This window comes from Zavarzinella formosa DSM 19928 (assembly GCF_000255705.1).
Lineage (GTDB): Bacteria > Planctomycetota > Planctomycetia > Gemmatales > Gemmataceae > Zavarzinella > Zavarzinella formosa.
Window position 1 is genome coordinate 435,464 of the sequence record NZ_JH636441.1, and the last position, 15,270, is coordinate 450,733.

Below are 15,270 nucleotides of genomic sequence, written 5' to 3' on the forward strand. Positions count from 1 at the left end.
TTGTTGTCATGCGTTTGCTTGCCGGTTTGTTAAGTCTGTGTCTCGTCGCCCCGCTGTTTGCCGGGGAATTCAACAAGAAACTAAACATCGGCGACAACGCCCCGGCTTGGAAAAACCTGCCCGGCGTTGATGGCAAAAACCATTCCCTTGCGGATATCAAGGACCGGGATTATGTGGTGGTGATCTTCACTTGCAACAGTTGCGCTTGCTCCGAGGAGTACGAAGACCGCATCGTTGCGTTCACGCAAAAGTACGCCGACCGCGTGGCCGTGGTGGCCATCAACGTGAACACTATCCCGGAAGACAAACTGGACGCCATGAAGAAGAAGGCGGCAAAGAAGAAATTCACCTTCCCGTACCTCTACGACGAAACGCAACAAATCGCCCGTGATTACGGGGCCACCTACACGCCGGAATTCTTTGTGCTGAACAAAGAACGGAAGATCGCCTACATGGGGGCGATGGACGACAAGACAAACGTCACCGAAGTGAAGGACAAATACTTGGAAGCCGCCACGGATGCGATCCTCGCCGGGAAGACACCCCCCAAGGCCGAAACGGTTGCCCGTGGTTGCCTCATTCGCTTCAAGCGAGTCCGGGTGGATTGATTTTGGCTTGCCAAAGGGTGTGGACAATTTTTCTGTCACACTTTGGCGACTGGCCCCCGGCGGTTCGGCGATCAAGAAAACGGAACGACTTCCCGTTCAATGAAACGGGACGGGCTGGCAAAAAAATCACAAACTCCTTGGGGCGAATACCGGTCAATTGGCCATGCCAGAAACATTTGCCAATCCCTCTACTGTCTTCTCTGTGAGACTTTGTGTGACCTTTGCGTTTTTGTGGTTACTCTTTGCCGAATTTCTTCTTGACCGGGATTAACGCCAGCGAAGTTTGCACGGAGAAGTTGCAAGTGCAACCGGAACTGGCCTCCGGGGCGACGACGATGCCGCCGACGGGGAGGAAGTTGATCCAACAACCGGGGCGGGTTTCGGTTGTCACGGTCTTTGGGCTTCCTTCCAGAAGGTTGTAGCTTTTGGCAGTGTCGTCCCGGTAGAAGAGGCAACTGTCGGAGGCCGAGAGGGTGCCGCAACCGCGACGATCTTTGCCGTTGATCCACGGCCATTTCCATTCGACCGGTTTGCCTGTGTGCAACTCGTAGGCATACGGTTCGCAAAAGAGCGTCGTTCCCACGATGGTGGGATGTCGTTCCTGTTCGCCGTGTTCGCCGCCGATTTTGTCCTTTTGATCTTGGTTCTTCGACCAGACGAGTTCGCCGGTTTTCGCGTCGAACACCCGCACATCGTAAAAGACGGTGTCTTTCGCCTTGTTGGTTCCGCTGTTGCGGGAGCCGACGAGGACGAGTTTTTCCTGTGAACACACGGCAAAGATGTTGTGCCGAATGTCTTCAAGCGTCTTCCCCGACTGCTGCCAGATCACCTTGCCGTCTTTCAGGTCGAGGCAGGTGATCGTGCAACCCTTGCCGACAAGGGCTTCGTATTTGGCCCTCGGGCCTTTGAGCGTCTCGGGGTTGTCGCTCTCCACCAGATACATTCGGCCATTGCCGACGGCGAACGACGGGTTGACGATCATCCCGGCTTTCGGCTTGTAGGTCCAGGCGAGTTCTTTCGTTTTCTGGTCGTAAGCAAAGAAGAAGTCGCTTCCCACGGCCGGAACGAAATCCCAATGGGTTTCCGTCAGCGTGGCCTTGTGGCTTTGGTCCCGTCGGATGCCTCCCGGTTTGACGGCGCTGCCGAGCAATTTGTCCCCGACCGGGGCCGTGAAACCCCACTCGAATTTCTGGCCGCTCCCCAAATCCGGCACGGCAAACGTATGTTGCAGTTTCCCGGTGGCCGGGTCGAATGTCTGGCATTGTCCGGCCGACGAGATGAACACCGATTGATCGTTCACGCAGAGATAACTGCTGTCCCGAAAAGCCGTCACCCGGCGGGAATTGGGAATTTTGTTCTCCCAGAGGATCGTGCCGTTGTAGATATCCACGGCCGTGATGATGTCCTCGCCGGGGACGAACACCCGGCCGTTGAGCGAGACGGGGGACACCGTTCGGTGGTGGCGGTCGATCATCTGTCTCGCCCCCGGCTTGCCGAACCATTGGAGTTCGAGTTCGCTGGAAACCAACTTGTCCCCGCTGCAAGCGGTGTTGCCGGGATCACCGTACATCGTCGGCCAGGTTCCCTCTCCTTCGAGTTTCGGCCGTCGAACAGTGTCTTTGAACTCATGATCGAACACCGCCAACCCGCCGTGCGGCCGGGTGACGCGGATCACTTCTTCGCGGGGACACGGAGCTTCGACAATCACCAGGTTAAACGTGTAATCGGAGAACGGCAGCTTGTCGAGCGGGGCGTTGATGATCGTCGTGCGGTCGGCCAGTTCCCGCGTCCGTAACGTCCGTCGGGCTTCGTCCGCTTTGTCGGCGTCCGGTTCGATGCCCACCACCTGACCGGGGGAGCACATGGCCAATTCGGCGACCAGTTTGCCAGTCCCGCTTCCGATGACGAGCGTATAACCCTTCGGAAAGTCCGCGAGTTTCAACGCATCTTTGGCGAAGGTCGGGTCAAGTTTAGGCAACATGCCGCCCTTGAATTCGATGTGTCGAGGTTCGTCCGTCGAGAAGCAATAAATCTTCCCCTTGTCCGTGCTGGCGAACAACCGGCCCCGGACGAGGGCCAGCGAGAAGACGCGGCCATCCACCGGAGCCGACCAGATTTCTTTTCCGCTGTCCCGGTCAAACGCGGCCACCTTGCCGTCGCCGCCGCCGATCTTGGCGTTGGCGCAGCCGATGAACGCATCGGGATAATCTTTCGGCAAATCGTTTAATTGCTTGCCGATCTCCTTGCCGGACGCCTTGAGGTCGGCGACAAACGCCCTCGCGGGATTGCGGCCTGCCTGAACCATTAATTTGCCAAACAGTCGTTCGAGATATCCTTGGGCAGTGATCTTCAATGTCTGCCGGCTGATCTCCGTGCCATCTTCGACGTTCAATGCCAACTGATACACGCCCCAACTCGGGAAGACGCCGCCGCACACATAGGCTTTGCCCCCTTCCACCAACACATCCGTGCGGACGGGCCATGCGCTAATCATCCGCGAATTGCCGGGAATACGCCGGTTGTTCGGCGCCAGCGACTTCTTCCAGATCAACGAGCCGTCCTTGGTTCGCACGCAATAAACATTCCCGTCGTCACAACCGAACAACAATCGATCCCCGGCCACCGTCGGGGCCAGCCTCACCGGGCCTTCCGTGTGGAACACCCATTTTTCCTGGCCCGTTTTGGCATCAAGGCAGACGGCCGCATTTTCGGAAGACGAACCGAAATAAATCTGATCGCCGACGCCGGTGACGTGATACGCCCGGTCAAAGGTGATGCGTTCGGTCAGGTCGGCTTTGTCGTGGTAATAGTCGGCCTTTGCTTCTTCGGGCCACGCGGGTTGCGGTTCCGCATAGCTGGCTTTCCATGCTTGTTTCAACGGGAAGGACAGCTTTTCTTCACTCTGACCCGTCCGGCGATTATCGCGGTTGGCGGTCGGCCAGTCGGTCACTTGAATTCGCGTTCCCTCGATGCCGGGAAACCCGGCTTTGCGATCCGCAAATGTCTTGGCGATGGCCTTCTGCGGCAGGGCTTGAGAGTGGACTGTCACTGACTCCATTTGCCCGGCGACGGAGTAAAACTCATCGTCGTCGTGGTAGGCCATGATCGTGTACCAACCCTTGGGCGGGTATTCGATGTCCCCGATTTGTTCCTTCGATTTGGCCTGAAGAATGCCATCCACATAGACGCACATCTCCTTGCCGTCATAGGTGCCGACGACGTGATACCATGCCCCGATTTGAAACAGGTCTTTGGCTTTCAGATAAGTGAGTTTGTTCTTGGTTTTGGTGGAGACGGCAAAGAAAAACTGGTTGTTCTCGAAGCCAAGCAGCCAGCCTTTCTCGTAGGGGCCGTTGTCCTGAAACGCCCCGACCAGACCGCCCCATTGTTGCGGCCGGTCAATCCGCACCCACGCCTCGGCCGTGATTGCCTTCGTCGGCAGGTTCACTTTGGCGATGCTGTCCGAGACTTCCAATTGATGCCGGGATTTGGCAAGCCCCGGAAAAATGAGCGAATTCGGAGCCTCCTTGGCGAACTCCACCGGCCCGGTGAGCTTCGCCGACAACCCGCCCGCCTTGGCTTGGAAGACGTTGTCCTTGTGCTGCGAAGCTGTGAATTCCCACTGATGCAGGATTGCTTCTTGGGCAATCACCGTGGACGAAAGAGCAGCCGCCATGAGGAGGGAGATGGTGAATTGGCGCATTGGAAATCCCTCATTGAAAGTCATCGGACAGAACCAAAAGGCATTAACCATCAAGACGCGAAGATCACACAAAGTTCCACAAGGAAAACCAAAGAGATATTTCTTCAGAAGTCTTATTTGCGGAACTTTGTATGATCTTCGCGTCTTGGTGGTTAATGCCTTTTCTCTCTTCGTTTTCTTCTCAACCGATTTTGTTCCACTTGCGGCCTTCGTTGGCCAGCAGTTTATCCCCGCAAGCCGGGCCGTCGCTGCCGACGGCGTAGGATTCGAGCGGCGGGCCGTCCTTGGCCTCGGCGGCGGCGATGAACGGGTCCATCACTTCCCAGGATCGTTCGATTTCGTCGCCGCGCATGAACAGCGAGGCATCCCCTTGGAGGGCGTCGAGCAACAGCCGTTCGTAGGCTTCCGGCAATGCTCCGAAGGCGCTCTTATAGTCAAACGACAGATCGCGAGATTGCAGGTTGCTACCTTCAACCTCGGGAACTTTTGTTTGGAAGCTAAGTTTGATCCCTTCGTTCGGCTGAAGAACCATCGTCACGCGGTTGGCTTGCGGCGGCAGTTTGCCGGGTTGGGCGAACAATTCAAACGGCGGGTCGCGGAACTGGATCACCACTTCGCTATAGCGGTTGCTCAGAGCCTTGCCGGATCGCAGGTAGAACGGCACGCCCTTCCAACGCCAGTTTTCCACTTGGAGCTTGAGGGCCGCGTAGGTCGGCGTGCGGGATGTCTTCGGCACGCCCTCTTCGTTCAGATAACCATCGTATTGCCCGGCCACGAGACATTTCCGGGCTTCTTCAACGCTCGGCACATGGATCGAATCCAACACCTTGACCTTTTCGTTCCGCAAGCGGTCGGCCGTGATCTTGGAGGGGGGTTCCATCGCCACCAGCGTCAGCACTTGCAAGATGTGGCTCTGGAACATATCCCGCAGAACGCCGCTGGTGTCGTAGTAGCCGCCCCGTTTGCCGACGGGAACTTTCTCGGCCACCGTGATCTGAACGTGGTCGATGTATCGGCGATTCCACAACGGCTCGAACATCGTGTTCGCCAGCCGGAACACGAGGATGTTCTGGACGGTGTCCTTGCCAAGATAGTGGTCGATCCGGTAGATCTGGCTTTCTTTGAAGTACGGCAACAGGCTGCTGTTCACCACGCGGGCCGACTGGAGATTGTGGCCGAACGGTTTTTCGACCACCAATCGCCGGAAGCCGCCGGTTTCCTTGGTCAGACCGGCATCACCGAGTTGTTGGGCGATGCCGCTGTACAATTCCGGGGCCACGGAGAGGTAATAAAGATGGTTGCCCCCCGCCTCTCCTTCGTGTTTCTTGAACCACTCGGCCAGCGCTTGGGCGCCTTCCGGTTGGGCGGCGTCGCCCGGCACATAATGCAGTCGGCGGGCGAAGCGGTTCCACGTTCCCGCGAACCATTGGACGCCCATGCTCTTGATGGCTTCCTGCACCTTGGGCTCGATTAACTTGCGGAACTCCTCCGACGTGTACGGCCGGCGGGCGACCCCGACGACTTGGGTGTCCTCCGGCAATTGCCCGGCGGCATCAAGCCGGAACAGGGCCGGAATGAGCTTCCGGGAGGTCAGATCCCCGGAGGCGCCAAAAATCACGATGGTTGAAGCGGCCATGCTGCCCGTGGGTTCAAGATAATGGTGTGGGTGTCGCAAGCCGTCCGGGGGGAGAGAACCGGATGACATTGCCCAAAGTCCTAATGTATGGGTACTCTCTCCGGTGGAAGAGTGTTTTCCGTGAGGGCCGGTGGCAACATCCCCTCCCGGAATCGTGTTCACGGTCTCCATCGGTTTGGAAAAAGGAATCGCCAGATGCGCGGAACCATCGCGGTCGTGATCCTGATGCTCGTCGGCGCGGGGATCGCCTTGGGGTTGCGATCACAGTTTCAGCCGCGGGTGGGGAAGGTTTCCCCCGTGCCCGCCGGGGATGTGGAACTGGCGTGGATTCACACCACCACGAACGCCCAAACATGGGAACGTTTCGTCGCGGGCGTTCATGAGGCCGCTCGGCAACTGCCGGACATGGAGGTGGACGATTCGGCCGCGTTTCTGGATCAAACGGTGTCCGTGCCGGAAGTAAGTATTGGCTTTCGCGATCAGCCGAACCGCATTCGCATTCGTTGGTACAAAATTTCGAGCGAAGTCAGCACGCGGGAGTGGGTCGCCAAACTGGCCGAGCGAGACCCGCCGCCGCTGGCGTTCATCGGTGGTGGTTCCAGCGACCGGGCCATCGAACTCGCCAAAGCCCTGCACGATCAGGAAGAATGGAAGGGATCGAAACCGCTCCTGTGCCTGACGACGGCCACCGCCGACTGGGCCGACGCGGATTTGCCCCGCGAGGGGGGAAATGAAAACGCCGTCAAACTGATCGACATCTATCCGAAGCGTTCTTTTCGGTTCTGTTTCACCAATTCCGCGATGGCTCGGGCGGTGCTGGACTTTGTCTGGCAAACCCCCAGCCTGCGTCCCCACGGGCCGGGGGGGCCTCCTGCCGCTTTGGCCCATTTGGGGGCTTTGTCTCCGTGGAACGGCATCGCGGTCGCCCCATTATTGAGCTACGAAACGCCGCCGCAGGCTCACATCTTGTCGTGGATGGATGATCCGTATTCCGCCGACCTCGCCTTGCGATTCCGCGAGTTATTCCGGCCCGGCGCGGGGTTGGGGCTGGAATGCACGGCCGTGGAGGTGAGCGAAATTCGCTACAGCGTCGGGACGTTCACCTCCGTGAATCCGAGGGAAACCGGCAGCACGGAATTGATTCTGGCCGAGGGAACACCGGCGCGAGGACGAAAGTTTCTGTTGGTGCTTCCCGCCGCCACGCAACCGGCCCGGCGGATGATCCGGGCGTTTGCCGCCGATTCGCCGATGATTGGCCGGTCCATGGTGGCCGTCACCGGCGACGGGATCTCGTTCAACACCGTTTACCGCGATGGCGAAGTGGCCTGGCCGACACGGGAACTCAGCATTCCGCTCGTGTTCTTCGCTCATCAAAATCCGGTGGCTTGGGCCGAGGATGACCCCACGCCGATCACCAACCGCACCAGCACGGATGAATTTCTGCTGTTCGCCGACATCGTGCGGACGCTCGGCCGACATATCCGGCAGCCGGGGCCGATCACCGATGCCGACGAGCTATTGCAGCGGATGCGCAAAGACCCGTTTTTCGACACCGATGGCGAGCGCCGGGCGGGGCAAGGGGAGCATGTGGTGGTGGTGCGGCCGCTCATTGGCGAGGATGATCGCGTGGCCAAGGACACCCACTTCGAGGTGTACACCCGTTCCGGCGGCAAACGTTGGGAACTCATCAAACTGTTGACGAAATAATCCCATGCCCGAAACACATCCCTTCGCGTGGTGGAAATATTTCCGTGCCCTCGGGCCGGCCGTCGCGTTTTGGCTGATCCTCCTTGGCTCGCTGGCCTATCTGCTCTTCGAGCGCACGCAATCCGCGCGCTCCGTGGATCAAGCCAACATGCACGAATGGCTTGATGAAGCCCGGAGTTTCCGCAAATCGACGCCGGAACTCATCCGCGAATATGCCGCCCGGCTGGACGCGGCCAACAACGATCCGCACGCCGAAGAAGTCCGGCTGAAAGCCGAGGAAATCACCGAACAACTCAAGGCGATGGCCGACCCGCTTCGGCTGTATCAGGGGCAATTGCCGCTGTTCCCAGAAGTCTACTCGCTACAAGTTCACATGCAGGACCGCCCGGAGAGTGTGAAGCCCGTGGTCTGGAATTCGCCCGTTCCCCGGCCCCGGAAACAAAATCAGGATATGGTGCGACCGCTGACCCACCGGGTCCGCGACGGCGATGGCAACGTGATCGCCCATCTGACATGTGAATACCGCATCCATGCCTTCAACAAACTTCAACGGGATGAACAAGCCCGGCAACGCTTCCTTTACATCGCCGGCGGGGTGGTGTTCGGCGGCAGCGCGTTGGCGATGGTGTGGGTTTATCTCTTCCTGCAACGAGAACGCCGGCAGGAACGATCACAGTTGGAGGCTGAGAACGCCCGCGAACACGCCGAAGTGTTGATGCTGGAGGCCAAGATCGTCGCCAGCGAGGCCGAACATGCCGCCAAGGAAGCCGAGAAGGCCAACCTTGAAATGAAATCCCAGCTATACGCCAGCATTGGCATCATGGCCGGTTCCTACGCCCATAACATCAAGAACCTGCTGGTGCGGCCGAACGACCTGATCGCCCGGTGTCTGGAGGCCGACTCCCTTCAGCCCAGCCAGACCACCATGCTGAACGAAGTGCGGGGAACACTGGCGACCGTCACGGATCGCTTGCAAATGATTCTCCGCACCGTTCGCCGCGACCCCAACAAAACCGAGATGACCCGTCTCGATCTCAACGATCTGTTGCGGGAAACCGACCAGACGTGGTCCATCATCGCCCGCGAAAAATGGAAGATGGTTCTGGAAACGATCCCCGCCCCGGAACCGGCGTTCATCAGCGGCGATTTGTCTCACCTTCAACAAGCGGTTGAAAACTTGGTGTTCAACGCCCGCGATGCCACGTTCGAGATGCGGAACCAAGTGCGCGATGCCGCCCGTCTGGTCACCGATCCCGCCAAGCGGAAACAATCCCTGATCGACGCCGCCAGTTGGCGGGGTCAGGTGTCACTTTCCGTGCGCGCGGACGGAGACGACGTGGTGTTGGAAGTGCGCGACAACGGCATTGGCATGACCGAGGACGTTCGGGACCGCTGCCTCGAAACCCACTTCACCACCAAACGGGACAACGCCCTCTACGAAGGCTACAACGCCGGCATGGGCCTCGGCCTTTCCTTCGTGGCGGTCGTGTTGGAACACCACGAAGCCCGGTTGTCGATTGAGTCCGAGCCATTGAAAGGGACGACGTTTTTCATCCGTTTCCCGAGGCGTGATCAACCGGAAGCACAATCATGAGGCTGTCTCTTTCTCTGTTGATGGCGCTTACACTTTCGCTCAGCCTATCCGCCGCCGACCGGCCGCCGAATATCGTGTTGATTCTGGCTGATGACCTCGGCAACAACGACCTCGGGTGTGACGGCCGAAAGGATCACGCCACGCCGAATTTGGATCAACTCGCCAAGGATGGTATCCGTTACACCGCCTCGTACAGTGCCGCCCCGTTGTGTTCGGCGACACGGGCGGCCCTGATGACCGGCAAATCCCCGGCCCGTCTGCACATCACCAGTTATCTTCCCGGCCGGGCCGATGCTCCTTCCCAAGCGGTGTTGCAGCCAAAGATGTCGCCGCAGCTTCCGCTGGAGGAAATCACCATTGCCGAGCGACTGAAAGCGGCCGGATATGCGACGGCTTGCATCGGCAAATGGCATCTCGGCGGGGCCGGTTTTGGCCCGGAGAAACAGGGGTTTGACACGGTCTTCGCCGGGAATGCCCAGACCAAACCATCGGATACTGAAGCGGGCAAGGGAGAATATGGGCTGACGGAGAAGGCCGAGGCGTTCATGGAGGCCAACCGGGAGAAGCCGTTTTTCCTCTATCTGGCCCACAACAACCCGCACATCCCGCTTGCCGCCCGGCCGGAATTGATGGAGAAGTTCAAGGACTCGTTCAACCCGACCTATGCGGCGATGGTGAACACCCTTGATGACTCCGTTGGCCGCATTTTGAAGAAGTTGGATGATCTGAAGTTGGCCAACGAGACGCTGGTGGTCTTCACTTCCGACAACGGCGGCTTGCATGTGCCGGAATTGAAGGATGATGCCCCGACGCACAACGCCCTCCGGGCCGGCAAGGGTTTTCTGTATGAAGGAGGCATCCGCGTGCCGTTGATCGTCCGCTGGCCGGGGCACATCAAGCCGGGGACGGAATGCAAAACCCCGGTGATTTCGACCGACCTGCCGCTGACGTTTTGTGGCGTGGCCGGGGTAAAAATCGCCGATCCCCTCGACGGGCTTTCATTGCTTCCCGTCTTCGCCGGGAAAGACATCAAAGAGCGTTCACTGTTCTGGCATTTTCCGCATTATTCCAACCAAGGCGGCCGACCAAGTTCTGCCGTGCGGCGGGGGCATTGGAAATTGATCGAGTATGTAGACCAGCCGGAGCGAGAACTGTACGACTTGGAGACCAATCCATTGGAGTCACCTGCCGGGAACATGGCCGGTCATAAGCCGGAACTGGTGGCCGAACTTGTGAAGGCACTGGATGAGTTTCAGAAGTCGGCCAAGGCGCAGACCGTGACTCCAAACCCGGCGTGGGATGAGAAGCAGTTCGACAAATTCTACCGCCAGACGGATGTCACGCAGCCATTAAAGGGCAACAGTGCCCGGACGGTGTCAGAACCGTTGCGTGAGTGGCGTAGACTGATTGATGAAGCGGTTAAAAAAGAGAAGAAGTAAGGGTTGTGGCGGGGGTTAGCAGGGAACGCAGTTCGAGGAAGACGTGCCCATTCGCTGGCTGACCTTGCAGCGGAGGCGATGATCATTGATTCGGAGTTTGTGGAGGATTTTGCGGACTTTGAGTTGATCGGCGGTGTTTTTACAGCGGTTGGACCAACAGAGAATATTCAAATTCTCCCCGCCGGATTTGAGCATCTCGACAATTTCATCCAGAATCGTCCGGAATTCGCCAAACTCTTGTTTGAGCATCCCAAACTCTTCACGGCCCAGTTCCGTCCAAAAGCGGACGCCGAGCATGTGTTCGATCCAGCGGGCGCGCAGGAAGCCCGACCAGTGATCGTCAATCCACGCATCCAAGGCGGCAGGACCGACATCGTATCCGCGTTCCTGACTCAAATACCATTTGTATTCGAGGGCTTCGCGAACGGATTCATCGTCGAGGCTACGGCGTTCGATGCCGTCACCGGGAGAGTCGGTGGTCATCTGAATACCCCCGCTGAAAAAAGCCACGGATGTCGCTCAAGGTGCATCATCTTGGATTAATGAAGTTTAACTGTATTTCGCAAACTTATCAAGCATTTCATGCCTGATTTTCCTTCACCAAATCTTTATCGGCAGAACACAATCCGATTTTTAAGCCGATATCAAACTCCGCGCACTTGAACCAAATTATCAAAAAATGTCCCCCCGCCGCCCATGTCGGTGCCGGCGGTGGAGGTCGTCGCGTTGCAATTCGAGCCGCCGGTGATCTTGCTCCACCACACGCCGAACGTGACGACCACGCCGGGTTTGACGGTTTCGCCGATCACGGCTTTCGCCTCAAATCGACCGCGATCATTGAACACTTCCACCCGCTGCCCTTGCGCGATTTTGCGGGCGTTGGCATCCACGGGATTGATTTGCAACGTCGGTTCCTTCGCGCTGTTCCGCAAAGCGTCCACATTCACAAAAGTCGAGTTGAGGAAGGTGGCTTCCGGGGGACAGAGCATTTGCAGCGGATGGCGAACCGCCAAGTCAGGGCGGGTCTGCGGGTCTTCGTGAGGCGGCACATATTTGGGCAAGGGATCTCGCCCGGCCATCGCCTCTCGCTGGCTGTAAAACTCGCATTTGCCCGAGGGGGTGCCGAAGTTCCCCTTGGCGAAGGGTGCCCAATTCTCCGGAACGTTGATCCGCATCGGGCCGTTGGCAATCAGGGTTTCAAGAGTGATGCCCTCAAAGGCCGAGACGGCCGGGTAACCGTTCGGGCTGCCAACAGGCGTCAGGGCTTCGCGGGCGAGTTGCTCGTCGGTCACTTGGAAAATGTCCCGCTCGAAACCCATCGCCTCGGCCAACAACCGGAAGACCTCCGTGTTGGGTTTGGCTTCTCCCAACGGGGCGATCGCTTGTTCGTTGGCTTGAACATAAAAGTGGCCGTAAGCGCTGTGCAGGTCGAAATGCTCCAGTTGCGTCGTCGCGGGGAGGACGATGTCGGCAAAGTCCACGGTGTCCGTCGGGAACTGTTCATGAACGACGGTGAAGAGGTCTTCCCGTTCCAAGCCGCTAATCACCTTCGATTGGGCAGGATTCACCGCCGCCGGGTTGGAGTTGTAGACGTAAAGGGCCATCACCGGCGGGCCGGGCAACTCTCCATGCAGGGCCTCGGCCAAGTTCACCATGTTGATGGTGCGGGTGCCGTGGGGAATCAGGTCCGGCCGTTCGAGGGCGTTGCCGTTCCAAGGTGCCAGCTTGCTGGTGCTGAGCATCGCCCCGCCGCCGGGATGCCGCCAGGCGCCGATGATCGCCGGGAGGCAAACCACCGTGCGAACGGCCATCCCGCCGCCGCCGTGGCGTTGCATCCCGTAGTTGAGCCGGATGAGGGCCGGGCCGCCCCGCTCCGTCATTGACCCGGCGTATTCGCGGGCCAGTTTCTCAATGTCGGCGACCGGCACGCCGGTGATGCGGGCCACCGTCTCCGGGGAATATTCCGTCCGCACTCGTTCTCGCAGTTCGGCCGTTCCGATGCAGTATCGCTCTAGGTAATCGGCGTCTTCCAATCCCTCCCGGAACAACACATTCATCACGCCGAGGGCCAAGGCGCCATCGGTGCCCGGCCGCACGGGAATCCACCAGTCGCTTTTCTCGGCCGTTTTGCTGCGGTGCGGATCAATGGTGACGATTTTTGCCCCGGCCTTGCGGGCCTGGTGCATCAGCGTCCATTGATGAATGTTGGTGACCGAGGTGTTCGATCCCCAATTAATGATGTAACGGGCATGAACGGTGCATTCCGGGTCGATGACGGCCCGCGTTCCCAAGGTAATATCGCTGCCGATGCTCCCGGCGGTGGCGCAGATGGTGCGGTCGAGCAGGCTCGCCCCGAGTCGGTGGAAAAACCGGCGGTCCAGACTGGCGTAATGGAGTTTCCCCATTGTCCCGGCATAGCTGTACGGCAGGATGGCTTGCGGCCCGTGCGGTCCGGCGGCGACTTCCTTGAACCGGGCGGTGATGGTGGCGATGGCCTCTTCCCAAGAAATCCGCTCGAACTTCCCCTGCCCCTTTTTGCCAACTCGCCTCATCGGAAACATCAGCCGGTCTTGGTGATAGACCCGGTCGAGATAGTTGTTCACTTTGGCGCAGAGATAACCATCGGTGAAGGGGTGGTCCTTGTCTCCCCGGAGTTTGATCGCCTTGCCATCCTGCACGGTGACGATGAGGCCGCAGGTGTCCGGGCAATCGTGGGGGCACACCGCCCGGACGACTTTCAGTTCGGTCTTCATGTTCAACTGCCCTTGGGTCGAAATGCCTTCACCACGTCCTCGTTCGTCGTCAGAAACGGCCCGCCGATCAGGTCAATGCAATACGGGATCGCCGGAAAGACCGCCATCAGGCAATCTCGGATGGCGCTCGGTTTTCCGGGGAGATTCACAATCAGCGATTGACCGCGAATGCCAGCCACCTGCCGGGAGAGAATGGCCGTCGGGACCACTTTGAGGGAAACCGCCCGCATTTGTTCGCCAAAACCATCGAGCATTTTTTCGCAAACGGCCACCGTTGCCTCCGGGGTGACATCCCGCTTCGCCGGGCCGGTGCCGCCGGTCGTCACAATCAGGCAACAATGTTCATTGTCCGCAAGTTCTCGCAAGGTGGCTTCAATCACCGCCTGTTCGTCGGGGATCAATTTCGCCACCGCTTCCCACGGGCTGGCGATGATGTCCGTCAGGCAGGCGACGATGGCGGGGCCCCCTTTGTCCTCATACACGCCTTGGCTGGCGCGATCAGAAACGGTGACGACGCCGATGCGAACGGATGACGACACGCCCGAAACTCCGCAAGATGGTTGAAGCCTCGCCTTGATGATAGTCTATCGGCATCTCTTCCCTTGAGGGATCTCATGCGAACCACGTTCACCTTCCGTTCGTCCGGCAATCTTCTCTTTGGCCGAAACGCCGTCCGCGAACTCGGGACGATCTTGGATCGCCTGAACGCCAAGCGGGTCTTCATCCTTACGGACAAGATTCTCGGTAAGATTGGCATCACCGCCCAAGTGGTCGAGGCCGCCGGCCGGGAAACGTGCGTGTTCGATGGCGGGGAACCGGAACCTTCGCTGGCGATGGTGCGAAGCGGCATCGCCGCCGCCCGTGCCTTCAAGCCGGATTGCATCATCGGCCTCGGCGGTGGCAGCAACATGGATGCCGCCAAACTGGCTGCCGTGGTGTTGGGCCACGGTGGCGACCCGCTTGATTATGTCGGCGAGAACAAAGTCCCCGGCCCGATCATGCCGCTGGTCTGCATCCCCACGACGGCTGGAACCGGAAGCGAAGTTTCCCAAGCGGCCGTGTTCACGAACACCGAGATTCAACTCAAGGTAAGCTGCCTCAGCTATTACCTGCGACCGGCGGCCGCCATCGTTGATCCGATGCTGACGATCAGTTGTCCCCCGAAAGTGACCGCCGACAGCGGGATCGACGCCCTGACGCACGCCATCGAAGCTTATTCGGCCGTCGATAACGCAACGTACCCGTTACCACCGGGCGAAGTCTCGGTTTATCAGGGGAAGAATTTCTTCGCGGATATGTGTGCCGAGAAGGCCATCGTGCTGACCGGCCAATTCCTGCGGCGGGCCGTGAAGGACGCAAACGACCTCGAAGCCCGTGACGGCATGGCCCTCGCCGGAACCCTCGGAGGGCTGGCGTTCAGCAACGCCGGGGTGGCCCTTGTCCACGCGATGGAATACCCGGTCGGGGCGGCCGTGCATTGCTCCCACGGCGAAGGCAACGGCCTGCTGCTTCCCTTCGTGATGCGTTACAACCTCCCGCAACGGGCGGCCGCGTTCGCCGAGATTGCCCGTTTCTTGGGGACTGACACCACCGGCCAAGGCGAAGCCCAAGCCGCCGAGACGGCCATCAAGGCCGTCGAACAACTGAAAAAAGACATCGGCATTCCCACCCGCCTCCGCGACATTCGGGTGACGGAAGACCAACTCCAACCCTTCGCCGAAAAAGCCTTCTCCGCCAAACGCCTGATGCGGGTAAATCCCAGATATCCCACGGTTGCGGAGATTGAGGAAGTCTTCCGTGCGGCTTGGTAAGCCCCGTCGCTAGAGATCG

General features: G+C 59.1%; 10 protein-coding genes. 5 read left to right on the forward strand and 5 right to left on the reverse strand.

Features of this window, described 5'->3' with window-relative positions:
- Window positions 1–8: 8 nt before the first annotated feature.
- Complete coding sequence (locus BGIM_RS0118200; RefSeq protein WP_020471172.1) at window positions 9–608, forward strand: thioredoxin family protein; 600 nt, start codon at window positions 9–11, stop codon at window positions 606–608.
- Between the two features lie 235 nt (window positions 609–843).
- Here BGIM_RS0118200 and BGIM_RS0118210 read toward each other — a convergent pair whose 3' ends face one another.
- Entirely contained in the window at window positions 844–4,311 is a 3,468-nt protein-coding gene (locus BGIM_RS0118210) for an outer membrane protein assembly factor BamB family protein (protein ID WP_020471173.1), read from the reverse strand.
- Window positions 4,312–4,492: 181 nt separating this feature from the next.
- On the reverse strand, window positions 4,493–6,016 hold the full coding sequence (gene zwf, locus BGIM_RS0118215) for a glucose-6-phosphate dehydrogenase (protein ID WP_020471174.1): 1,524 nt from the start codon (window positions 6,014–6,016) through the stop codon (window positions 4,493–4,495).
- Window positions 6,017–6,142: 126 nt separating this feature from the next.
- Between zwf and BGIM_RS0118220 the strand changes: the two genes are divergently transcribed.
- Genes BGIM_RS0118220 through BGIM_RS0118230 form a run of 3 tightly spaced genes read left to right on the forward strand, consistent with a single transcriptional unit; the run spans window position 6,143 to window position 10,687 of the window.
- Window positions 6,143–7,654, forward strand: coding sequence for a hypothetical protein (locus BGIM_RS0118220; protein ID WP_020471175.1), 1,512 nt, complete (start codon window positions 6,143–6,145; stop codon window positions 7,652–7,654).
- A 4-nt stretch (window positions 7,655–7,658) separates the two neighbouring features.
- Complete coding sequence (locus tag BGIM_RS0118225) at window positions 7,659–9,248, forward strand: sensor histidine kinase (RefSeq protein WP_020471176.1); 1,590 nt, start codon at window positions 7,659–7,661, stop codon at window positions 9,246–9,248.
- Window positions 9,245–10,687: a sulfatase gene (locus BGIM_RS0118230; RefSeq protein ID WP_020471177.1), complete on the forward strand. Its 1,443-nt coding sequence runs from the start codon at window positions 9,245–9,247 to the stop codon at window positions 10,685–10,687. The genes BGIM_RS0118225 and BGIM_RS0118230 overlap by 4 nt, the downstream gene beginning before the upstream one ends.
- A 15-nt stretch (window positions 10,688–10,702) precedes the next feature.
- On the opposite strand, the gene BGIM_RS0118235 is transcribed toward BGIM_RS0118230, so the two are convergent.
- The 3 genes from BGIM_RS0118235 to mog all read right to left on the reverse strand — a co-directional run bounded on the left by BGIM_RS0118235 (window position 10,703) and on the right by mog (window position 13,979).
- Window positions 10,703–11,170: a hypothetical protein gene (locus BGIM_RS0118235; protein ID WP_020471178.1), complete on the reverse strand. Its 468-nt coding sequence runs from the start codon at window positions 11,168–11,170 to the stop codon at window positions 10,703–10,705.
- Window positions 11,171–11,331: 161 nt separating this feature from the next.
- Window positions 11,332–13,440 (reverse strand): molybdopterin-containing oxidoreductase family protein, encoded by a 2,109-nt coding sequence (locus tag BGIM_RS0118240; protein ID WP_020471179.1) that lies wholly within the window; start codon window positions 13,438–13,440, stop codon window positions 11,332–11,334.
- A 2-nt stretch (window positions 13,441–13,442) separates the two neighbouring features.
- On the reverse strand, window positions 13,443–13,979 hold the full coding sequence (gene mog / locus BGIM_RS0118245) for a molybdopterin adenylyltransferase (RefSeq protein ID WP_020471180.1): 537 nt from the start codon (window positions 13,977–13,979) through the stop codon (window positions 13,443–13,445).
- 75 nt (window positions 13,980–14,054) lie between these two features.
- On the opposite strand from mog, the gene BGIM_RS0118250 reads away from it, so the two are divergent.
- Window positions 14,055–15,251, forward strand: a complete 1,197-nt coding sequence (locus tag BGIM_RS0118250) for an iron-containing alcohol dehydrogenase (protein ID WP_020471181.1) — start codon at window positions 14,055–14,057, stop codon at window positions 15,249–15,251.
- Window positions 15,252–15,270 lie beyond the last annotated feature (19 nt).